We start from the raw sequence: 21,937 nt of genomic DNA on the forward strand, positions 1-21,937 counted from the left end.
GCAGCCCCGGCCGGCGCCCCACCCCGGCCCCGGCCCCGGCCCCGCCCCTGCAAGGGCCAGGGCCAGGCCTACGCCGGGGCCTGGGCCGTCGAGCCCCTGACCACCAGCTCCGGCTGGAAGACGTACTCCGTGCGCTGGACGGGGGTGCCGCCCACCGCCTCCAGCAGCGCGCCCACCGCCGCCGTCGCCATCGCCCGTACGGGCTGGCGCACCGTCGTCAGCGGCGGGTCCGTGAACGGGATCAGCGGCGAGTCGTCGAAGCCGACCACCGAGACGTCCTCCGGCACCCGCAGCCCCCGCTCGCGCGCCGCGCGGATGACACCCAGCGCCATCGGGTCGCTGCCGCACACGATGCCCGTGCAGCCCCGGTCCAGCAGGGCGATCCCCGCCGCGTGACCGCCCTCCACCGTGAACAGCGTCCGCTGGATCAGCCCCTCGGCATCCGCCGAAGGACGGGCCGCGACGAAGCCCTGCTCCTTGCGGGCCGAGGGCACGTACCGCGTCGGCCCGATCGCCAGGCCGATCCGCCGGTGGCCCAGGTCCTCCAGGTGCCGTACCGCCATGTCCGCCGCCGCCCGGTCGTCCGGGGAGACGAACGGCGCGCTGATCTGCTCGTTGAAGCCGTTGATCAGCACGAAGGGCGTGCCACGGGCGGCCAGCCGCTGGTAGCGCGCCGGATCCGCGTGCGAGTCCGCGTGCAGCCCCGACAGGAACACGATCCCCGTGACCCCGCGCTCCTCCAGCTGCTCCACCAACTCGTCCTCGGTGGCCCCGCCCGGGGTCTGCGTGCACAGCACGGGCGTGTACCCGTGCCCGGCCAGCGCCTGCTCTATGACCTGCGCGAACGCCGGGAAGATCGGGTTGGTGAGCTCCGGGATCAGCAGGCCCACCAGGCCGTTGCTGCGCCGCCGCAGCCGTACGGGCCGCTCGTAACCCAGCAGGTCGAGCGCGGCCAGCACCTTGTGCCGGGTGCCGGCCGCCACGCCCGACTTGCCGTTGAGCACGCGGCTGACGGTCGCCTCGCTGACCTGGGCCTGCGCGGCGATGTCCGTCAGCCGGAGGGGGGAGGTCACCCCGACGTCACCTGCCACCACACCGTGGTGTCGGCCGGCAGCACGCCGTCCTCGACCGCCTCGCCGCTGGACAGCAGGGCCTCGCCGGCGACGGGGAACCGTACCGCCGTGCCGGTGGTGTTGGCGGTGCAGAGGAAGTCCCCGCGGCGGAAGACCAGGACGCCGGCGGGAGCGTCCTGCCAGTCCACCGACTCGCCCGCGCCCAGGTCCGGGCGCTCGCGGCGCAGCCGCAGGGCGGTCCGGTACAGCTCCAGGGTGGAGGACGGGTCGCCGGTCTGCGCCTCCACGCTCAGCTCCGCCCAGGAGTCCGGCTGCGGGAGCCAGCTGCCGCCGGTGCCGAAGCCGTACGGGGCCTGCGTACCCGACCACGGGATGGGGACCCGGCAGCCGTCGCGGAAGCCGTCCTGTCCCGCCGCGCGGAAGAACGACGGGTCCTGGCGGACCTCGTCCGGCAGGTCGGTGACGTCGGGCAGGCCGAGTTCCTCGCCCTGGTAGACGTACGCCGAACCGGGCAGCGCCAGCATCAGCAGGGTCGCCGCTCGGGCCCGCCGCAGACCGAGCTCGCGGTCGCCGGGCTCGCGCAGCTGCGTGCCGAGGCCGGCGGGGTTGGCGAAGCGGGTGGCGTGCCGGGTGACGTCGTGGTTGGACAGCACCCAGGTGGTGGGGGCGCCGACGGGGCGCATCGCGGCCAGGGAGCCGTCGATGACCTCGCGCAGTGCGTCCGCGTCCCAGTCAGCCGTCAGGTACTGGAAGTTGAACGCCTGGTGCATCTCGTCGGGCCGGACGTAGCGGGCGGTGCGCTCGACGGTCGGGGTCCATGCCTCGGCGACCAGGACGCGGTCGCCCTCGTACTCGTCGAGGATCCGGCGCCAGGAGCGGTAGATCTCGTGGACGTCGTCCTGGTCGAAGAAGGGCATGACGTCGTTGCCGAGCAGCTTGAGCTGGTCCTTGGCACCGAGGTCGGGCAGACCGGGCGCCTTGACCAGGCCGTGGGCCACGTCGACGCGGAAGCCGTCGGCGCCGAGGTCGAGCCAGAAGCGCAGGATGGAGCGGAACTCGTCCTGGACGGCCGGGTGCTCCCAGTTGAAGTCGGGCTGCTCGGGTGCGAAGAGGTGCAGGTACCACTCCCCGTCCGCGACCCGGGTCCAGGCGGGCCCACCGAAGATCGACTCCCAGTCGTTGGGCGGCAGTTCGCCGTTCTCGCCCTTGCCGGGACGGAAGTGGAAGCGCTCCCGCAGCCGGGAACCGGAGCCTTCGCGCAGGGCCTGCTTGAACCATTCGTGCTGGTCGGAGCAGTGGTTCGGGACGAGGTCGACGATGATGCGCAGACCCAGTTCGTGGGCCTCGCGGATCACGGCGTCGGCGTCGTGCAGGGTGCCGAACATGGGGTCGATGGCCCGGTAGTCGGCGACGTCGTAGCCCGCGTCGGCCTGCGGGGAGGCGTAGAAGGGGCTCAGCCAGACGGCGTCGACACCCAGTTCCTTGAGGTAGGGCAGGCGGCTGCGGATGCCTTCGAGGTCCCCCATGCCGTCCCCGTTGGAGTCGGCGAAACTGCGCGGATAGACCTGGTAGATCACCGCTTCTCTCCACCAGCCGGGCAGGGTGCCGCTGGAGGTGTGAAGTGCGTCGGCGAGGTGCTGGGTCATGTCGTCCTTGGAGAGATCGGGCCGAAAAGGTGGGCAGGCAGGGAGGTCAGCCCTTGGTGGCGCCTGCGGTCATTCCGGCGACGAGGTGACGCTGGGCGAAAACGAAGAAGATCGCCGCGGGGATGGCGATGAGCACCGAGGCGGCGCTCATCGCACCCCAGTTGGAGGTGTACTGCGTGACGAAGGTCTGCAGTCCGCCGGCCAGGGTGAGGTTCTCCTCGCCGACCATGAAGGCTGAGGCGTACGCGACTTCGCCCCAGGCGGTGATGAAGGCGTAGAAGCCGGTGACGGCGAGGCCGGGCTTGGCCAGCGGCAGGATGAGCCGCCAGAAGGTGCCGAAGGGGTTGAGCCCGTCGACGCGGCCGGATTCGTCGATCTCCACCGGGATGGTGTCGAAGAAGCCCTTCATCATCCAGGCGCAGAACGGCACGGCGATGGTGAGGTAGGTGATGATCAGACCGATCGGCTGGTTGAGCAGGCCGAGGTCGCCCATCAGGTTGTAGAGCGGCACGATGAGGATCGCCATGGGGAACATCTGCGTGATGAGCAGGGTCCACATGAGCGGCTTCATGCCGGGGAACTTGAACCGGCTGACCGCGTATCCGGTGGTGGCGGCGATGAACACACCGAGGACGGTGGTGACGCCGGCGACCAGGACGGAGTTGGCGAACCAGCTGAGGAAGTGGCTCGACTCCAGCAGGTACGTGTAGTTGCCGAGGCTCGGTTCCTTGACGAAGTCCGTGGTGACCGCGTACTCGGCGGGCTTGAGCGAGGTCAGCAGGATCCACAGCACCGGGAAGACGGCGATGACGGACGCGACGAGCAGCGTGAGGTGCAGGCCGACGGAGGCGAGCGGGGCGCGGGCGCCCCGAGTGCGGGTGGTCATGGTCACCACACCTCTCCCTGCTTGCGCAGCGAGCGCCGGTAGACCAGCGCGAAGATCATGAGCAGGGCGAGGATCAGCACGCCCCAGGTCGCGGAACCGGCGAAGTCGCGCGGGCTCGCGATGAACGCCTCGCGGAAGGCCTGCGTCACCAGGATCTCGGTGGAGTCACCGGGTCCGCCGCGGGTGAGCAGGAAGATCACCGGGAACATGTTGAAGGTCCAGATGGTGGAGAGCAGGATCACCGTCATGCTCACCGCGCGCAGCCCGGGCAGCGTGATGTGCCGGAACCGCTGCCAGGCGCTCGCGCCGTCCATCTCGGCGGCTTCGTAGAGCTCACCGGGGATGGACTGCAGTCCGCCGAGGAGGGCGACCATCATGAAGGGGACGCCGAGCCAGACGTTGACGGCGACGACCGAGAACTTGGCCCAGGTCGGGTCGTCGAGCCACGGGACGGCGGCGATGCCGCCACCGTCGAGGATCTTGTTGAGGATGCCGTTGTCGCGGTTGAAGAGGAACCGCCAGGCGAAGACCGAGACGAAGCCGGGGACGGCCCAGGGCAGGATGAGCGCCATCCGGTAGGCGGCGCGGCCCCGGAAGTCCCGGTTGAGCATGTTGGCCAGGACCAGGCCGAGGGTGAAGGTGATGGACACGCACGCGACGGTCCACACCACCGTCCACACCAGCCGCTGCAGGAACACCGGGTCGCCGAGCACGGCCGCGTAGTTGTCGAGTCCGACGAACTCGTACGAGGCCTCGATGTGACGCGCGCCGATGGTGCGGGCGACGTTGCGCTCGTTGGCGTCGGTCAGCGACAGGTAGACGCCGCGGACGAGCGGCCAGCCGATGATCACGCCGAGGACGAGCACCACCGGGGCGACCATGGCCCAGGCGTACCAGTGGGTGGCGAGGGCGTGCCTCAGTCCGGGGCGCCTGCCGTTGCGGGCGCTGTCGCTGTCAGTCCTGCGGCTCAGGCCGCGGGCGGCGGCGTCGTTCTCGACGTCGTCGCCCGCGGCCTTCGCCACCGACTGGCTGGTGTGAGCAGCCATGGTTTAGTTACTTCCAGCCCTTGAGGATCTTGCGGAACTCGACACCGGCCGCCTTGGCCGCGTCCTCGGGGCTCGACGCCCCGGTGATCGCCTTGGTGTATTCGACCTTCAGCGGCTCGAAGAGGGAGCCGTTCTCCGGGATCCAGGCGCGCTCGACGGCCTTGTCCACGGCCGGCTTGAAGAACTGCACCATCTCGCTGCCCTTGACGTCCGGCTGCTCGTAGGCGGCAGTGCGGGTCGGGAGCAGGCTCAGCTCCTTGGCCGACTGCACCTGGACCTCCTGCGAGGTCATGTAGTCGACGAAGGCGTGCGCGGCGGCGCGGTTCTTGGAACCGGCGTAGACGCCGAGGTCGTGGCCGCCCTGCGGGGCACCGGCCTTGACCGAGCCGGCCGGGACGGCGGCGACGCCGAGGTTGGCCTTGTCCTTGAACTGGTCGCCCGCGTAGGTGTCGGCGACCGCCCACGGACCGTTGATCATCATGGCGGCCTCACCGGACTTGAAGGCCGTCTGCATGTTGGTGTAGCCGTCCGTGGCGTTGGTGACCGCCGCGCCGGAGGTGACCAGGTCACGGGCGGTCTTGAAGGCCTTGACGCCCGCCGCGTTGTCGACGGTGACGGTCTTGCCCTTCGCGTCGACCAGGTCGCCGCCCTCGCCGTAGATCAGCGGGAGGAACCAGTAGGAGTCGTCGCCGCGCAGGTAGAGCCCGGCCTTGCCGGACTTCGCCTTGATGGCCGCGGCGGCGGTCTTCAGCTCCTCCAGCGTCTTGGGGGGCTGGACACCGGCGTCGGCAAGCATCTTCTTGTTGTAGAAGAGGCCGAGGGTGTCGATGACCTGCGGCACGGCGTAGGTCTTGCCCTCGAACTTGGCGCTGGCCGCGGCCTGCGGCAGGAAATCGGTGTCGACCTTCTTCGCGGCCTCGGCCGGCACCTCGTCGAGGTAGCCCAGCGAGGCGAAGTCGGCGACCCAGCCGACGTCGGCGCGGATCACGTCGGGGGCGTCGGAACCGCTGCTGAAGGCGTTCTTGACCTTGTTCTGCGCGTCGCCGTACGGGACGTTGACGTACTTGACGGTCACCTTCGGGTGCTTCGCGGTGAACGCCTCGGCGATCTTCTGGAAGCTCGCCTTCTCGGCGTCGTTCGAGGTGTCCCACCAGGTGACCGTGCCGGAAAGCTCGCCGCCGGCCTTGGTCTCAGCACCGTCGTCCTTGGTGTCACCACCGCAAGCCGTCGCCGCGAGCGCCAGGGTCGCGACCAGCGCGGTGGCCGCTATGCCACGCCGCATATGAACTCCTTCGATGATCCCGGCCGCGCCCTCGCGGTCCTGAGTTGCCAGGAACGTAACAAGACTGAAAGCCGTCCGAAAGAGCTTGCGGCAATTTTCTGCAAGAGGCCCTGATCGTTACATCCGTGTGTCCGGACGGTTGCCGCAGCTTGCTGTTAGTTCGAGTCACCTTCGACTGTTCAGGCCCGCAACCAGGGGGCATGTGCTCGCGTTGACCCCTATATGACCCATGAGCTGACCGCGTCCCGGCTTGCAAGCGCTTCCAGCAAGGCCACCGCAAGCGGCGGCTGGTGGCGCGATGCCGTCATCTATCAGGTGTACGTACGGTCCTTCGCGGACAGTGACGGGGACGGCGTCGGGGACCTGCGCGGGGTGCGCGAGCGGCTCCCCCACTTGGCCCGGCTCGGGGTCGACGCCGTGTGGCTCACCCCCTTCTACGTGTCCCCCCAGGCGGACGGCGGCTACGACGTCGCCGACTACCGGGCCGTCGACCCGCTCTTCGGCGACCTCTCCGACGCCGACGAGCTCGTCCGCGCCGCCCACGCGCTGGGACTGCGGGTCATCGTCGACGTGGTCCCGAACCACACCTCCGAGCAGCACCCCTGGTTCCGGGCCGCCCTCGCCGGGGATCCGGGGATGCGGGAGCGCTACCACTTCCACCCCGGCCGCGGGCCCGGCGGCGCCGCGCCCCCGAACGACTGGGAGTCCGTCTTCGGCGGCCCGGCCTGGACCCGCGTCGCGGACGGCGCGTGGTACCTGCACCTCTTCGCCCCCCAGCAGCCCGACCTGGACTGGGACCACCCCGAGGTCGCCGCCGAGTTCACCTCCGTCCTGCGCTTCTGGCTCGACCTCGGCGTCGACGGCTTCCGCGTCGACGTCGCCCACGGCATGGTCAAGGCCCCGGGCCTGCCCGACATCGGCCACGGCGCGCAGGCCACCCTCATCGGCACCGAGCCGCTCCCCTTCTTCGACCAGGACGGGGTCCACGAGATCCTCCGCTCCTGGCGCCGGCTCCTCGACTCCTACGAGGGCCCGCGCATCGGCGTCGCCGAGGCCTGGGCCCCGACCTCCGAGCGGCTCGCCCTCTACGTCCGCCCCGACGAACTGCACCAGGCCTTCAATTTCCGGTTCCTGAACTGCCGGTGGGACACCACCACCTTGCGGACCGTGATCGACGAGTCGCTGGCCGCCACCGCCTCGGTGGGTGCGCCGACCACGTGGGTGCTGTCCAACCACGACGTCGTACGGCACCGGACCCGGTACGGCAGCCTGGACCGGGCGCGGGCGGCCGCGCTGCTGATGCTGGCGCTGCCCGGCTCGGCGTACGTCTACCAGGGCGAGGAGCTGGGCCTGCCGGAGGTGACCGACCTCCCCGACGCCGTCCGCCAGGACCCGGCCTTCCTCCGTACCGCCGGACAGGACGGGCTGCGCGACGGCTGCCGGGTGCCGCTCCCCTGGTCCGGCGCGGAGCCGCCCTACGGATTCGGGCCGGCCGGCAGCTGGCTGCCGCAGCCCGCCGGCTGGGGCGACCTGAGCGTCGCCGCCCAGACCGGCGACCCGCACTCCACCCTGGAGCTCTACCGGGCCGCCCTGGAACTGCGCCGCGCGCTGCCGGGCCTCGGCTCTCCCGACGCGGGCCCGCTGACCTGGCTGACCGCACCCGAGGACGTACTCCTCTTCACCCGGCCCGGCTTCGCCTGCACCCTCAACACCCGGGCCGCCGCGGTCGAACTCCCCGCCCCCGGACGCCCCGTACTCTCCAGCGCGCCGGTGGAGACGGACGGGCGCACCGTCCGTCTTCCGGCGGATTCGTGCACCTGGTGGGCAATTTAAACGTGCGACCGGTACAGTCCAATCCCGTGACCGCACGGCTTGCCGACATCGCAGCCCAGGCGGGGGTCAGCGAAGCCACAGTCAGCCGCGTGCTCAACGGCAAGCCCGGTGTGGCCGCCGGCACCCGTGAATCCGTGCTGGCCGCGCTCGACGTGCTCGGCTACGAACGGCCCGTACGGCTGCGCCAGCGCAGCGCGGGACTCGTCGGCCTGATAACCCCCGAGCTGGACAATCCCATCTTCCCGGCGCTCGCCCAGGTCATCGGCCAGGCCCTGACCCGGCAGGGGTACACGCCCGTACTGGCCACGCAGACGCCCGGCGGGTCCACCGAGGACGAACTGACCGAGATGCTGGTCGACCGCGGGGTCTCCGGCATCATCTTCGTCTCCGGTCTGCACGCCGACACGACGGCCGACATGGGCCGCTACGACCAACTCCGCGGCCAGGGCGTCCCGTACGTCCTCATCAACGGCTTCTCCGACAAGGTGCAGGCCCCCTTCGTCTCCCCCGACGACCGGGCCGCGATGCAGCTCGCCGTGACCCACCTGGCCGCCCTGGGGCACACCCGGATCGGCCTGGCGGTCGGGCCGAAGCGCTTCGTACCGGTGGTCCGCAAGATCGAGGGCTTCCGGCTCGGGATGAAGGAGCGGCTCGGGCTCGACGAGGCCGAGACCGAAGAGCTGATCCAACACTCCCTCTACTCCCTGGAGGGCGGCCAGGCGGCCGCGACCGCGCTGATCTCGCGGGGCTGCACGGCGGTGGTGTGCGCGAGCGACATGATGGCGCTCGGCGCGATCCGGGCCGCCCGGCAGCAGGGACTGAGGGTTCCGCAGGACGTGTCGGTGGTCGGCTTCGACGACTCCCCTCTCATAGCGTTCACCGATCCGCCGCTCACCACCATCCGGCAGCCGGTCCAGGCCATGGGGCAGGCGGCGGTCCGGACCCTGCTGGAGGAGATCGGCGGTACGCCGGCCCCGCACAGCGAGTTCGTCTTCCTGCCCGAACTGGTGGTCCGCGGCTCGACGGCCTCCGGCCCCGGGCAGGCTCGGGGGCGTACTAGTCCGCAGGTCTGAGCGGAGGCGCCGAAGACCGTCCCGAGGGATGATCGAAGGCGAGATCGCATCTGGCAGACTCCTATCCCATGGGTGAAGCGAGCGTGAAGACACTGGAAACCCGGACGGATGTCTCGTCACCCCAGGTGACCGAGAGCGAGACCCGCCCGGGATCCGAACGCACCCTGCTCACCCGGCTGCGGTCCCCGCGCCGGCCGCGGATCTGGTTCGAGATCGCGCTCATCGCGATCAGCTACTGGACCTACTCTCTGATCCGCAACGCGGTGCCCGAGCAGAAGGCGGCCGCCCTCGCGAACGCCGACTGGATCTGGTCCATCGAGCGCACCCTCGGCATCGCCTGGGAGCAGTCCGTCAACCACGCCGTGAACTCGGTGACGTGGCTGATCGTGGGCATGAACTACTACTACGCGACGCTCCACTTCGCCGTGACCATCGGCGTGCTGGTGTGGATCTACCGCTTCCATCCGGGGCGGTACGCCGCCACGCGCCTGGTCCTCTTCGCCACCACGGGCGTGGCGCTGGTCGGCTACTACTGCTACCCGCTCGCGCCGCCCCGGCTGATGAACGGGCAGCACTTCGTCGACACCGTGCTGGTCCACCACACGTGGGGCTCCATGGCGTCGGGGAACCTCAAGCAGATGTCCAACCAGTACGCCGCCATGCCGTCGATGCACATAGGCTGGTCGCTCTGGTGCGGACTGACGATCTTCGCGGTCGCCTCCGCCCCCTGGGCCCGGATCCTGGGCCTGCTCTACCCGACGGCGACCCTCGTCGTCATCGTGGCCACCGCCAACCACTTCTGGCTCGACGCGGTGGGCGGCATGCTCTGCCTGAGCTTCGGCTACACCGTCTCGCGCAGCTGGTACGGCTCGCTGCCGCACCGCCTGCCGCGCCACCCCGAGTACGCGGGTCCGCACCCGGCGGCGGCGCTGCTGAACCGCTTCCGGCGCTAGCGCACTGGAGCGCTGGAGCGCTGCAGCCGGGCTTGCGATCTTGCGGAATCCCCACGGAAACCCGGTTCGGCGCGGCCCGGAACGCCCCAGTGGCGGCCTTCGGCGGGGGCGCGGAGGCCCACGCACCCCACTCGGGGCCGGGGAGTCCACGGTCCCCGCGATCGAGTCCCGGGCGGCCGGAGAGGACCTCCCCGCACACCGTCTGACCTGGGGTTTTGTGTCACGCGAAACTATGATCTCCGGTATCGGAAAGGGGATCTGGTGGACCGGCACATACGCACGGTGGAAGACGCCCTGAGGCTTCTCGACGGCCTGTTCGCGCCGGAGGCGGACCGCTGGACGGCCGGTGCGGCCTCCTGGTGGGACGGCTTCTACGCGGACCGCTCCAGGCCGGTGCCGTTCTTCGTGGACAAACCCGACGAGAACCTGGTCTCGTACGTCGACCGCGGCCTCGTCACCGCGGGCCGCGCCCTCGACCTGGGCTGCGGACCGGGCCGCAACGCGCTGCACCTCGCCTCGCTGGGCTTCGAGGTGGACGCCGTCGACCTGTCCCCGGAGGCCATCGCCTGGGCCGGGGAGCGCGCCCGCGAGGCGGGGGCCGAGGTCCGGTTCCACTGCGGTGACGCCTTCGACCTGATCGGGACCGAACTGAGCGGCCCGTACGACCTGATCTACGATTCCGGCTGCTTCCACCACCTGCCGCCGCACCGACGGATCAGCTACCTCGCCGCCCTCGATCGGGCGTTGGCGCCCGGCGGCCATTTCGCGCTCACCTGCTTCGCGTCCGGCGAGATGGGGTCCGAGCTCCCCGACGGCGACTTCTACCGCCGGTCGGGCCTCCACGGCGGTCTCGCCTACACGCCGGAGTCCTGCGCTGGATCTTCTCCGACCTGGCGGAGGTGGAACTGCGCCGCATGCGGGACGAACCGCCCGAGTCCCCCCGCTTCGGCGAATCCTTCCTCTCGACGGCTCTGTTCCGCCGATAGGCTCGTAGAGCAGCTCGTCCACCACGAACCGCTCCCGACTCCTGGAGGCCCGTCCGCATGGCTGTCGTCCACCGCACCACCATGTCCCCCGGCAAGCTGGAACTCGTGGCGTCGTGGCTGCCGACGCAGCCCTGGTACGAGGGGCGGCCCGGCCAGGCTCCGGAGTTGACCAAGGCGGGCGGTTTCAGGCTGGACGACCCCGAGGGCGAGGTCGGCATCGAGTTCATGGTGGTCACCGACACCGCAGGCGACACCCCGATCGCCTACCACCTCCCCCTGACCTACCGCGGGGCCCCGCTCCCCGGCGCCGACCAGGCTCTGGTCGGCACGTCGGAGCACGGCGTACTGGGCCGGCGGTGGGTCTACGACGGCACCCAGGACCCGGTGCTGGTGGCCCAGTTGCGCGCGCTGCTCCGGGGCGAGGCGGTCCCCCAGGACCAGAACGCGAGCGACGCCCCGGACCCCACGGTCACCGTGGTCCCCGGCCAGGACGGCCCGACGCTGTCGGTGACCCGCGTCCTGCACGCGGCAGCCCCGGCGGACCGGGACCCGGCCACCCACGTCACGGCCACGTGGCGCACCCCGGACGGCGAACCGGCCCGGGCCGTCTTCGCGGCCCTGCGCATGTGAGGCTCCGGGCCGGGGCGGGCCCAATGGGACGTGTCGGGATCACCAGGGCCGGGCACAGTGCTGGGTACTTCCGAACCGCTCTGGAGGACGGCATGGCCCTACAGAAGGCGCTCGCGTTGACCGTCGTCGGCGTCGCGGCAGGTGTCGCAGGATTCCTCGCCTCATCCGGCAGGAGCCGTGCCGAGGAGGGCGGTCACCTCGACTGGCACGGCTCTGACACCACCAGCAGCTGCGGAGGCACCGGAAGCTGCGGCACCGAATGCAGCTGCGGGACCGCCGTTCGCGGCGACGGCCTCTGAGAGGCCGCGGCCCGGCGGCCGGATCAGCCCGCGGCGTACCGCACGAAGCCGGTCCAGGTGGCGGGGGCCACGGCCAGGTGGCCGCCGTCCACGTCCTTGGAGTCCCGGATGAGGATCGCTTCGGGCATCAGGGCGACCTCGACGCAGTCGTTGCTGTTGCTGGCGCTGTAACTGCTCTTGACCCAGCTCAGTGCGGAAAGGTCGCCGACCGAGGGCTCTGCTCGCCCGCCTGCGGCTGCGCGACCCCCGGCTGCTGCTCTCGGAGCGCGACGTGGCGCGCCTGGCACCCGGCGTCACCACCTGGCTGGAGCGCGGCCTGAGCCCGGCCGCCGTCAGCGGCACCCTGGCGGGCTGCCTCCCGGCGGAGCCGATCCGCTCCCCCGCCGGCCTCCTGGCCCACCGCCTCACCGAGTACCGCCCGCCCCTCCTCCCGGATCGCCCGCCCCTCCCCCGGCCCGCAGAGCGGCAGATCCAGCCCTTGCAAACCTGCGACGCCTGCGACCGCGCCTTCCGCTCCCCCACCCCGGGCCAGTGCTCCTCCTGCACCGCAGCCAAGGCCGCGTGACCTCGGATGAGGGTCCGAGGTGCTCAGCCCGTCGGCCGGGCCGGATCGGGCCGGCCGCCGCCGAAGACTTCCTGGACGAGCCTCTGCGTCGCCTTCTGGAACGGCACTGCCAGGGACATCGCGGCGTCGTCGACATAGTTCAGCGAGGCGGTCAGGGTCTTGCTGCCGTCGGGCGTGCTGTACATCAGCCCCGCGTGGCCGGCGATGCCGCCGTTGTGGGTGATGACGGTGCCGCCGTTCGGGCCCGCGTCCTGCACGAACACCCCCAGGCCGTACCCGGCCTTGGGATGCGTCTTGTACATCTCGGCCAGCAGCGGGGCGGGCAGGAGCTTGCCGCCCACCAGCGCGGAGATGAAGGTGTGGAGATCCTGGGTGGTCGAGATCATGTCGCCGCCGCTGGAGATCCAGGAGGGGTTCTGGCGGGTGACGTCGACGGTCTTCGTCTCGCCGGCTTCCTCGTACCGGTAGTAGGCGTGGGCGTGCGGCTCGGGGACGTCCGACTCGGTGGTCGGCGCCACGGTGTCCGACAGCCCGAGCGGCCCCAGGATCAGTCGCTGCATCTCCTCGGCGACCGAACGACCGGTGACCTTCTCGATCAGCAGCCTGGCCAGCACGTAGTTGGTGTTGGAGTAGCTCCAGTCGGCCCCCGGAGCGAACCGCACGGGCTTGGACAACGCCAGCCGCACCAGTTCCTCGGGCCGGTAGGTCTTGAACCGGTTTTCCACCCACTCCCTGCCCGACCAGGGGATCCCCGGCGCGAACGTCCCGTCGTCGTAGTACTCACCGGTGAAGTTGAACACCCCGCTGGTGTGCTGGAGCAGCATCCGCACCGTGATCTGCCGGTCGAGCCCGAACTCGGGCAGGTGCTCGGCCACCGGGTCGTCCAGCCCGATCCTCCCCTCGGCCACCAGTTGCAGCACCACGGTCGCGGTGAAGGTCTTGGTGTTGCTGCCTATCCGGAACCGCCCGTCCGTCGGCGGCTTGGCGCTCTCGCCCAGCTTGCGCACCCCGGCGCTGCCGACCCACTCGCCCCGCTCATCGTGCACACGCAGTTGCACCCCGGCGAAACCGGAATCGACGATCTCCTGGATGGCCTTCTGCAGCTCCGGGCGGCCCTGCCCGGCGGTGGTCTTGTCAGTCATGGTGAGTGCTCCTTCAGATGCTGCGGGCGGTGATGTCGCCGTAGGCGGTGGTCGCGTGGATGGTCAGACCGGCGGCGGCGCCGTCGGTGTTCTGGAGCGCGTTGTGGATCCGGCCGTAGGAGGTACCGGCGTCCAGGGAGGCGGAGACTCCGCGGGCGGCGCCGACCGAGATGTCACCGGCCTCGGTGCGCAGTTCGACCGTGCCGCGCACGGCCTCGGTGATGCGCAGGTCGCCCTTCTGGGTGCTGATCTGTGCGGGGCCGCCCAGGCGGCCGACCGAGACGTCGCCGGCTTGGAGGGTGAGGTGGGCGCTGTCGGTCTCGTCGAGCTTGACGGTGGCCTGTGCGGCCTCGAAGGCGACGTCGCCGAGACGTCCGACGCCCCGCAGTTCGCCGAGGGCGGCCTTCGCCTCGACGCGGGAGCCGGCCGGCAGCTGGACCGTCACCTCGACGGAACCGGAGTTGCCGAGGATCCGGTTCTTCGCGGCCGGGGCCCCGATCCGCAGGACGCCGTCGGCGTATCCGACCTCGATCTGCTCCGCCGCCTTCACGTCACGGCCCTTGGAGGCGTCCGCGGGCAGGACCTCGACCGTGGTGTCGGCCCGGTCCGCGGCGATGAACCGGATGCGCCCCGCGGGGATGTCCAGGACGGCGGCGATCGGGGCGTGGGTTTCGAACTTCTGCAAGGTGCTTTCCTTTGACTCGCTGTTTCCGATGAAGGAAAAGCTACGTTGCGTTCAAAAGTTGAGCAACACCATCATTGCGCAGAATCAGCATCACCGCAGGTAAAAGCCGGTAAATCGTTGCAACGGCTTAAAGGATAATGCAACAATCTTCACCCTGGTCGTTGCAATGAACTGAGAGTGAACGCCATACCGGAGGCACCCGGGGGCCACGGACCCGCCTGAAATTTGTGTCGTCGCCGGGCAACCGAATCCGAGCAGGAGGTGGTCAAGGGAGCGAAGGGGGTGGCGATGCACGCCGAGCAAGAAGCTCAGTTCCAGTCGTTCGTGGCCGCGCACTGGTCTCATCTGGTGCGGACCGCGTACCTGCTGACCGGCGATCCGCACGACGCGGAGGACGTGACCCAGACGGCGCTCGCGAAGGCGTACCGCTCGTGGCGGCGCGTGTCGCGCAGCGACAGTCCGGAGGCGTACGTGCGCCGGATGCTGGTCAGTTGCAACAACGACCGGTTCCGCAAGCGCCGGGTACCGGAGCGGCTGACGGACGCCGTGCCGGACACGTCGGTGCGCGACAACGCCGTGGCGTGGGCCGATGAGCGCAACGTGCTGATGACCGCGCTGGCCGAACTGCCCGCCCGGCAGCGGGCGGTCGTGGTCATGCGGTACTGGGAGGACCTCTCCGAAGCCGAGACCGCCGACGTCCTGGGCTGTTCCCAAGGCACCGTCAAGAGCCAGGCGTCCAAGGCGCTGGCCAAGCTGCGCGCCTGGCCCGGGCTGGGCCGGATCACGACGACCAACGAGATCAGTGAAAGGGCGGTCCTGTGAACGGGCGGGGCGACGACGGACAGGACGGCTTCGAGCTGGACCTGCGGGAGTGGATGGCCCAGGACGCGAAGGCCGTACGGCCGGCCGCCGTGCCGTATCAGGCGATCGTGCGGCAGGGCCGCGGGGAGCGGCGGCGCAGGCTGGCGGTGGCGGGGGCGGCACTGGTCGCACTGGCCGTCGTACCGGCCACGGCGATCGCCGTCACCGGCGATGGCGATGGCGGCGGTTCGTCCGACCGGGTGTCCGTGGCGGGCGGCGGCCCGACACCGAGCGAGGTGGTCAAGTCACCCCAGCTGACCCGCCTGCCGCAGGCTCCCGCGACTCCGGGGCAGCTCGCCGACGGCATCAGCCAGGAGGAGGCCGGCATCAGGCTGATCGAATGCCTCGACTTCAACCGGCGGCACTCCGGCGGGGCGGGGGCCAAGCCGCAGGACCTGGGCGAGGCCTCCGACTACCGGATCCTGCTCGCGCTCCGCAGCACCGGCAACAACAACAGCCCGGGCGACGGCCAGTACATCGTCGCCGTCAAGGACGCCCCGGCGCAGGTCCGGCTCATCTGCACCATGAAGGACGGCCAGACGAGCGGCGTCAACATCTCGTCCGGCGGCGACTCGGCCCCCGGGAGCGGGGCCGTCGTCCCCGACATGAACGCAGGAAAGCTCTACCTCCAACGGCTGAGCGGCGAAGGCCCGTGGAAGCTGCCCTACCGCTGGGGCAGCATCGGCACCGTCGTCGACCCCCGCGTCGCCCGGATCACCGTCACGTACGGCGGCGCCACCGCCGAGGCCGTGATCGACCACGGATGGTTCGCCGCCACCGGCGTGCTGGACCGGACCGTCACCAGGACTCCCCGGATCCAGGGCTACGACGCCCAGGGCACGCAGGTCTACGACTCCGACCAGGACAAGACCTACGACAAGACCGTCCCGTAAAGGGACGCAAGAGCAAGGCCTCGCCGCCGTACAGGGGTCGGCGGCGAGGTCCTACGCCCCGTAGAACAGTTCGTCCACCACGGCCCGGGCCCGGCGGGTGATGCGCCGGTAGTCGTCCAGCATCTCGCCGACCGTGCCCTCGGCGTAGCCGAGGTAGCGGCCCACCGCCGCCAGCTCGCGGGCCTCGGACGGGAACGTGTCCCCGGCGCGGCCGCGGACCAGCATCACGGCGTTGCGGACCCGGGTGGCCAGTACCCAGGCCTCGTCCAGGATCTGCGCCTCCTCGGTCGGGATCAGCCCGGCCGCGTGGGCGGCGGCCAGGGCCTCACGGGTACGGGTGGTGCGCAGGCCCGGCTCCGCCCAGGCGTGCCGCATCTGGATCAGCTGGACGGTCCACTCGACGTCGCTGAGGCCGCCGCGGCCGAGCTTGGTGTGCAGCGTCGGGTCGGCGCCGCGCGGCAGCCGCTCGGACTCCATGCGGGCCTTGAGCCTGCGGATCTCCCGTACGGCGTCCTCGCCGAGGCCCTCCATCGGGTAGCGCAGCGGGTCGATCAGGTCGATGAAGCGGCGGCCGAGGTCGTCGTCGCCGGCGACGGGTTCGGCGCGCAGCAGGGCCTGGCTCTCCCAGGTCAGCGACCAGCGCCGGTAGTACGCGGCGTACGAGGCCAGTGTGCGCACCAGGGGGCCGGAGCGTCCTTCGGGGCGCAGGTCGGCGTCGATGAGCAGCGGCGGGTCCGCGGTGGGCAGCTGGAGCAGCCTGCGCATCTCGGCGATGACGGCCTGGGCGGCCTTCGCGGCCACCTGTTCGTCGACGCCTTCGCGGGGTTCGTGGACGAACAGGACGTCGGCGTCGGAGCCGTAGCCCAGTTCGTGGCCGCCGAAGCGGCCGACGCCGATGACGGCGAAACGGGTGGGCAGGGTGTCGCCCCAATGGGACTGGACGGCGGCGCGCAGGGCGCCGGCGACGGTGGCGGCGGTGAGGTCGGAGACGGCTCCGCCGACCCGGTCGACAAGGGCTCCGTGGTCCTCCTCGGCGGGGCTGTCCTCCGTACCGTACGAGCGGATGATGTCGGCGGCGGTGGTGCGGAAGAGCTCGCGGCGGCGCACCCCGCGGACGGCGGCGACGCCGGCTTCGGCGCTGTCGGCGCGGCCGACGGCGGCGAGGACCTCCTGCTCCAGGGCCTCGTGGGTACGGGGCTGGAGGCCTTCGGGGTCGCCGAGCAGGGCGACGGCCTCGGGGGCGCGCATGAGGAGGTCGGGGGCGAGGCGGCCGGCGGACAGGACGCGGGCGAGGTTCTCGGCGGCGGCGCCCTCGTCGCGCAGCAGCCGCAGGTACCAGGGTGTCTTGCCGAGGGCGTCGGAGACCTTGCGGAAGTTCAGCAGGCCGGCGTCCGGGTCGGCGGAGTCGGCGAACCAGCCGAGGAGGACCGGCAGCAGGGTGCGCTGGATGGCGGCCTTGCGGGTGACGCCGGAGGCGAGGGCTTCGAGGTGGCGCAGGGCGGAGGCCGGGTCGGCGTACCCGAGGGCTTCGAGGCGCTGGCCGGCGGCGCGCGGGGAGAGCCGGGTCTCGCCGGGGGTGAGCTGGGCGACGGCGTCCAGGAGCGGCCGGTAGAAGAGCTTCTCGTGCAGGCGGCGGACCACGGAGGCGTGCCTGCGCCAGGCCTTGTTGAGCTCGGCGACGGGTTCGGTGCGCAGACCCAGGGAGCGGCCCAGGCGCCGCAGGTCGCTCTCGTCCTCGGGGACGAGGTGGGTGCGGCGCAGCCGGTAGAGCTGGATGCGGTGCTCCATGGCGCGCAGGAAGCGGTACGCGTCGTGCAGCTGGGCGGCGTCGGCGCGGCCGACGTAGCCTCCGGCGGCGAGGGCGTGCAGGGCGTCGAGGGTGGTGCCGGAGTGCAGGGTGGCGTCGTGGCGGCCGTGCACGAGCTGGAGCAGCTGGACGGCGAACTCGACGTCGCGCAGGCCGCCGGGGCCGAGTTTGAGTTCGCGGTCGACCTGGGCGGCGGGGATGTTGTCGACGACGCGGCGGCGCATCTTCTGGACGTCGGCGACGAAGTTCTCGCGCTCGGCGGCCTGCCAGACCAGCGGGCTTATGGCGTCGACGTACTCGGCGCCGAGGGCTTCGTCCCCGGCGACGGCGCGGGCCTTGAGGAGGGCCTGGAACTCCCAGGTCTTGGCCCAGCGTTGGTAGTACGCGAGGTGGGAGGCGAGGGTCCGGACGAGGGGGCCGTTGCGGCCCTCGGGGCGGAGGTTGGCGTCGACGGGCCAGATGGTGCCCTCGACGGTGGTCTCGGAGCAGATCCGCATGAGGTGGGAGGCGAGGCGGGTGGCGGCCTGGATGCCCTTGCCCTCGTCGATTCCGTTCACGGCCTCGCCGACGAAGATGACGTCGACGTCGGAGACGTAGTTGAGCTCGTTGCCGCCGCACTTGCCCATCGCGATGACGGCGAGGCGGCACTGGGCGGCGTCCTCGGGAGCGGCGGCGGAGGCGATGCGCAGGGCCGCGCGGAGGGTGGCGGTGGCGAGGTCCGCGAGCTCGGCGGCGGTCTGGGAGACGTCTATGGTCCCGCAGACGTCGCGGGCGGCGATGGAGAGCAGGCAGCGGCGGTAGGCGACGCGGAGCGCGACGGGGTCGTGGGCGTCGGCGAGGCCCTGCTCGAACTCGGGTAGCCCGGGGTGCAGGTCGGCGGCCTCGTAGGTGACGAGGGCCTGCCAGTCGCGGGGATGGCGGGCGAGGTGGTCGCCGAGCGCCTCGGAGGCGCCGAGCACACCGAGGAGGCGGTCGCGCAGCGGCTTGGCGCTGACGAGGGTGTCGAGGAGCCCGGGCAGTTCGTCGGCCGACTGCGCCTCGGCGAGCCGTACGAGTCCGAGGAGGGCGAGGTCGGGGTCGGCCGTCGCCCCGAGGGCGTCGAGGAGCACCGGATCGGTGCGTACGGCGGCCAGCGCGTCGGCGTCGAGCAGCCGGCCCGCGGCGGAGGGGTCGGTGAAGCCGCTGCGCAGCAGCCGGATGAAGGTGCTGCTCCTGCGTCCCGGGACTGTCATCCCGCCGCCTCCCGCGGTTGTCGCTGCCACTGCCCTGGCGTGCCTGGAGTGAGCCTATCCGGAGCAGGCGTTCGACTCACCGCGACGTATCATGATCACGGTTATCCGATTATCCGAAGATTTATGACGTGATGGGGACCGCTCCCCGCAGACCGGTGAGGGGAGCCCCATGTCCGACGCACGCCCCGGCCCTGGCCATGGCCCCGGTGCGGCTCGGCAGGACCCCGACGCCGGAGGCTGGGACCCGCAGGTGGGCTACCCCGGCTACCCCGGCTGGGATCAGGCGCCGCCGCCCGGCCCCGCGTGGCACCACCCCGAGGCCGGAACCTGGAACCCGCAGGACCCGCACCCCCAGGCCGGAACCTGGGACCCGCAGGACCCGCACCCCCAGGCCGGAACCTGGAACCCGCAGGACCCACACCCCGGCGCCGGAACCTGGAACCCGCAGGACCCGCACCCCCAGGCCGGAACCTGGAACCCGCAGGACCCGTCGGCCGACACCGGCTGGGAACAGGCGACCCCGCCGACGGCGGGCCGACGGCCCGGCACTGGCGAAGCCCCGGAGCCGCACGCCCCCGCCGGGCGCAGGGCCGCGCGGCGGGCCCGCGCGGCCGAGGGCACCGGCGGCCGGCGCGGAAGGGCGAAGCCCCCCGCCGCGCCGGAGGCGAAGCGCGGGCGCCGGGCCAAGGCCCCCGCCACCGCCGACGCGCCCGCCGCGCCGGAGGCGAAGCGCGGGCGCCGCCGCGCAGCGGGCCCGGCCCCGGCCGCCGCCGGATCACGCACCGCGCCGCAGGCGAAAGGGCGCCACCGGGCCGGGCTCGTCAAGGTCGTCGCCTTCTGCGCGGCCACCGCCGCCGGCAGCATGCTCCTGCTCCGGGGCAACGACGCCCTCGCCCGCCTGGAGTCCCCCGCCGCTCCCAAGAGCAGGGCCGCGGCCCCGGCGTCCGCCGCCGACGCGCCCGACCCCGGCCGGGTGCTCCAGATCGTCGCGCACCCGGACGACGACCTCTACTTCATGAATCCGGACCTGCGCTATTCCATATCCGCCGGCCACCCCGTGACCTCGGTCTACCTGACCTCCGGCGAGGCCGACGGCATCAACGCCGTCGCCGGCAAGGAGGCCACCACCCGGCCGAACAAGCCCGCGTACGCCGAGGCGCGCCAGAACGGCATCCGCGCCGCCTACGCCAAGATGGCCACCGGCGACCGCAGCAGCGCCTGGAAGCGCACCGTCGTCCCGACCAAGGGCGGCGGCCACGCCGAGGTCGACGTCCTCGTCGCCAAGCCCCAGGTGAACCTCGTCTGGCTGCAGCTGCGCGAGGCCGGCAACGTGTACGACGACGTCCCGGACAGCCTGCACGGCCTGTGGGACGGCAAGGTCCCCCGCCTGGAGTCGATGCTCGCCTCCGGCACCCCGGTCAAGCAGCGGTTCGCGTACACGAAGGACCAGGTCGTCCAGACCCTCGTCGGTGTCCTGGAGCAGTACCGGCCGACCACCGTCCGCTCCCAGGACCCGACCCCGGGCCGGCACCCCGACACCAAGCGGTACACCGACCACCAGGACCACTTCTACGGCGCCCGCTTCGCGCAGCTGGCGACCGCCGCGTATGCGAAGGACGTCAAGGACCGGCCGCACTTCGCGGTGCAGAACTACCTCGGCTACTTCAACGGCTCCCTGCCCAGCGCCCTGGACCCGGACGAGGCCAAGGAGAAGCTGGACATCCTGGGTACGTACGCCTGGCTCGACAGGCAGAACCACTGCGGCAGCGACGCCGGCTGCGGCGACCTCAAGATCTCCGACCACCCGGCGGGCAACCGCTGGTCCGACTCCATCAACTACGCGCGCGGCACCAGCACCTCGTGGCTGACCGCCGACAAGGAGTACGGGCTGTGGGCCTTCAAGGTGCTCGACGGCCAGGTCGCCGTCTGGCACCGGACGGGCCTGCTCGGCCGCTGGAGCGGGCCGACCCTGCTCCCCGGCACCGGCATGGACCCGGGCATGTCCACCGTCACCCTGAAGGACGGCCGGATAGCCGCCTTCGGCACCCGTACCTCCTTCGGCACGAAGCCCGCCGACTACAGGCGCGAGGTCGTCTACACGGTCCAGCAGCGCCCGGGCTCCGAGGAGTTCGGGGAATGGCAGTCGCTGGGCACCCCGGAGACCGCGGACGAGAACTGGACCTCCGACATCAGCGCGCCCGCCGTCTCGGTCGACGGCACCGGCCAGCTGGCGGCGTACGTCCGCGACGGCGCCTCCACCCTGCGCGGGCGGGTGCAGCAGGCGGGCGGCGGCTGGGGCCCGTGGGAGAAGTACGGCGGCGCCGATCTGCACGGCACCCCGGCCACCGCGACCGACGGCGCCGGGCGGCGGATGGTGTTCTCCTCGACGTCCAAGACGGTGGTGGGCTGGGTGCAGCCGAAGCCGGGCGCCGCGCTGGGCCCGGCCACCGCCACCGGGCTGCCCGACACCACGCTCCCGCTCACCGCGGAGGGTCGCGAGGGCGGGGTACGGCTGTGGTTCCGCAAGCCGGGATCCGGCAACGTCCGTACCGCCCTGCTGACGGGTGACGGCGGGCTGAAGGTGAACCACCTGACCGACCTCGGCGGCCTCCAGGGCTTCGGCTCGGTGACGGCGAGCGGGCACGTGCTGGCGGGCCGCACCGCGGGCGGGCAGCTGGGCTCGGACGTCGGGTGGGGGCGGCCGTGGGAGCGGTCGCCGCTGATGTTCGTCGGCGCGCCGTCCTCGACGATGACCGGGAAGAACCTGGTCAGCCTGGCGGTGCTGGGGATGGACGCGCGGCTGTACGTGACCTCGTCGGCGGACGCGCCGGACGCGCACCTGGCGCCCTGGCAGCCGGTGGGCCCGCGCAACACGGCTCCGTAGCGGGAGCCCGCCAACCGGGAGCCCACCGCCTGGGCGCCCAACACCTCGTATCCACACGTCGGTTGGACCGTGGTGCGGACGAACAGAGTCCACATTCCTGTCACATATCCGGACCAAAAGCTCCACAACGCACCGTCGCAGCCGGTGGACTTCGGAAAGCA

18 protein-coding genes and 1 pseudogene are annotated in these 21,937 nt (G+C 71.6%); 10 read left to right on the forward strand and 9 right to left on the reverse strand.

All coding sequences use genetic code 11. From position 1 onward, the window contains the following. Positions 1-68: 68 nt before the first annotated feature. From ACFYOB_RS05930 to ACFYOB_RS05950, 5 genes are read right to left on the reverse strand one after another with little or no spacing between them, the layout of a single operon-like run. Positions 69-1,073: a LacI family DNA-binding transcriptional regulator gene (locus ACFYOB_RS05930; RefSeq protein ID WP_388555032.1), complete on the reverse strand. Its 1,005-nt coding sequence runs from the start codon at positions 1,071-1,073 to the stop codon at positions 69-71. Continuing rightward, a complete protein-coding gene (locus tag ACFYOB_RS05935; RefSeq protein ID WP_388555035.1) occupies positions 1,070-2,719 on the reverse strand; it encodes a glycoside hydrolase family 13 protein in 1,650 nt (549 codons plus the stop codon). Before ACFYOB_RS05935 ends, ACFYOB_RS05930 begins: the two co-directional genes overlap by 4 nt. Before the next feature lie 46 nt (positions 2,720-2,765). Beyond that, positions 2,766-3,605, reverse strand: a complete 840-nt coding sequence (locus ACFYOB_RS05940) for a carbohydrate ABC transporter permease (protein ID WP_328925355.1) — start codon at positions 3,603-3,605, stop codon at positions 2,766-2,768. A gap of 2 nt (positions 3,606-3,607) precedes the next feature. After that, complete coding sequence (locus tag ACFYOB_RS05945; protein ID WP_388555038.1) at positions 3,608-4,651, reverse strand: carbohydrate ABC transporter permease; 1,044 nt, start codon at positions 4,649-4,651, stop codon at positions 3,608-3,610. 7 nt (positions 4,652-4,658) lie between these two features. Then, positions 4,659-5,933, reverse strand: a complete 1,275-nt coding sequence (locus tag ACFYOB_RS05950) for an extracellular solute-binding protein (RefSeq protein ID WP_388555041.1) — start codon at positions 5,931-5,933, stop codon at positions 4,659-4,661. A 222-nt stretch (positions 5,934-6,155) separates the two neighbouring features. On the opposite strand from ACFYOB_RS05950, the gene ACFYOB_RS05955 reads away from it, so the two are divergent. From ACFYOB_RS05955 to ACFYOB_RS05980, 6 genes and pseudogenes are all read left to right on the forward strand, one after another. Beyond that, a complete protein-coding gene (locus ACFYOB_RS05955; protein WP_388555043.1) occupies positions 6,156-7,766 on the forward strand; it encodes a glycoside hydrolase family 13 protein in 1,611 nt (536 codons plus the stop codon). 26 nt (positions 7,767-7,792) lie between these two features. Continuing rightward, positions 7,793-8,839, forward strand: coding sequence for a LacI family DNA-binding transcriptional regulator (locus ACFYOB_RS05960; RefSeq protein WP_328925359.1), 1,047 nt, complete (start codon positions 7,793-7,795; stop codon positions 8,837-8,839). A 68-nt stretch (positions 8,840-8,907) separates the two neighbouring features. Next, complete coding sequence (locus ACFYOB_RS05965) at positions 8,908-9,792, forward strand: phosphatase PAP2 family protein (protein WP_388555046.1); 885 nt, start codon at positions 8,908-8,910, stop codon at positions 9,790-9,792. Positions 9,793-10,053: 261 nt separating this feature from the next. After that, a pseudogene (locus tag ACFYOB_RS05970) lies at positions 10,054-10,778 on the forward strand (class I SAM-dependent methyltransferase). A gap of 57 nt (positions 10,779-10,835) precedes the next feature. Further along, complete coding sequence (locus tag ACFYOB_RS05975) at positions 10,836-11,408, forward strand: 1,4-alpha-glucan branching protein (RefSeq protein WP_388555049.1); 573 nt, start codon at positions 10,836-10,838, stop codon at positions 11,406-11,408. Between the two features lie 92 nt (positions 11,409-11,500). Then, complete coding sequence (locus ACFYOB_RS05980; protein ID WP_388555051.1) at positions 11,501-11,707, forward strand: hypothetical protein; 207 nt, start codon at positions 11,501-11,503, stop codon at positions 11,705-11,707. A gap of 23 nt (positions 11,708-11,730) precedes the next feature. Here ACFYOB_RS05980 and ACFYOB_RS05985 read toward each other — a convergent pair whose 3' ends face one another. Further along, positions 11,731-11,994: a DUF397 domain-containing protein gene (locus tag ACFYOB_RS05985; RefSeq protein ID WP_388555053.1), complete on the reverse strand. Its 264-nt coding sequence runs from the start codon at positions 11,992-11,994 to the stop codon at positions 11,731-11,733. Between ACFYOB_RS05985 and ACFYOB_RS05990 the strand changes: the two genes are divergently transcribed. Further along, complete coding sequence (locus tag ACFYOB_RS05990) at positions 11,898-12,272, forward strand: hypothetical protein (RefSeq protein ID WP_388555629.1); 375 nt, start codon at positions 11,898-11,900, stop codon at positions 12,270-12,272. The two genes, ACFYOB_RS05985 and ACFYOB_RS05990, sit on opposite strands and share 97 nt — an antisense overlap. A gap of 23 nt (positions 12,273-12,295) precedes the next feature. On the opposite strand, the gene ACFYOB_RS05995 is transcribed toward ACFYOB_RS05990, so the two are convergent. Further along, entirely contained in the window at positions 12,296-13,414 is a 1,119-nt protein-coding gene (locus tag ACFYOB_RS05995) for a serine hydrolase domain-containing protein (protein ID WP_388555055.1), read from the reverse strand. A 13-nt stretch (positions 13,415-13,427) separates the two neighbouring features. Further along, positions 13,428-14,099, reverse strand: a complete 672-nt coding sequence (locus ACFYOB_RS06000) for a DUF4097 family beta strand repeat-containing protein (protein ID WP_388555057.1) — start codon at positions 14,097-14,099, stop codon at positions 13,428-13,430. 288 nt (positions 14,100-14,387) lie between these two features. On the opposite strand from ACFYOB_RS06000, the gene ACFYOB_RS06005 reads away from it, so the two are divergent. Together ACFYOB_RS06005 and ACFYOB_RS06010 are read left to right on the forward strand one after the other, a co-directional pair. Beyond that, positions 14,388-14,921: a SigE family RNA polymerase sigma factor gene (locus tag ACFYOB_RS06005; protein WP_388555061.1), complete on the forward strand. Its 534-nt coding sequence runs from the start codon at positions 14,388-14,390 to the stop codon at positions 14,919-14,921. Beyond that, entirely contained in the window at positions 14,918-15,853 is a 936-nt protein-coding gene (locus ACFYOB_RS06010; RefSeq protein WP_388555064.1) for a hypothetical protein, read from the forward strand. The genes ACFYOB_RS06005 and ACFYOB_RS06010 overlap by 4 nt, the downstream gene beginning before the upstream one ends. Positions 15,854-15,904: 51 nt before the next feature. On the opposite strand, the gene ACFYOB_RS06015 is transcribed toward ACFYOB_RS06010, so the two are convergent. Continuing rightward, positions 15,905-18,892, reverse strand: a complete 2,988-nt coding sequence (locus ACFYOB_RS06015) for a bifunctional [glutamine synthetase] adenylyltransferase/[glutamine synthetase]-adenylyl-L-tyrosine phosphorylase (RefSeq protein WP_388555067.1) — start codon at positions 18,890-18,892, stop codon at positions 15,905-15,907. Positions 18,893-19,061: 169 nt separating this feature from the next. Here ACFYOB_RS06015 and ACFYOB_RS06020 point away from each other — a divergent pair, with 169 nt between their 5' ends. Further along, on the forward strand, positions 19,062-21,776 hold the full coding sequence (locus ACFYOB_RS06020) for a PIG-L family deacetylase (protein WP_388555070.1): 2,715 nt from the start codon (positions 19,062-19,064) through the stop codon (positions 21,774-21,776). Positions 21,777-21,937: the final 161 nt, after the last annotated feature.

Origin of the sequence: Streptomyces sp. NPDC006463 (assembly GCF_042870715.1) — a bacterium.
In the GTDB taxonomy this organism is placed as follows: Bacteria; Actinomycetota; Actinomycetes; order Streptomycetales; family Streptomycetaceae; genus Streptomyces.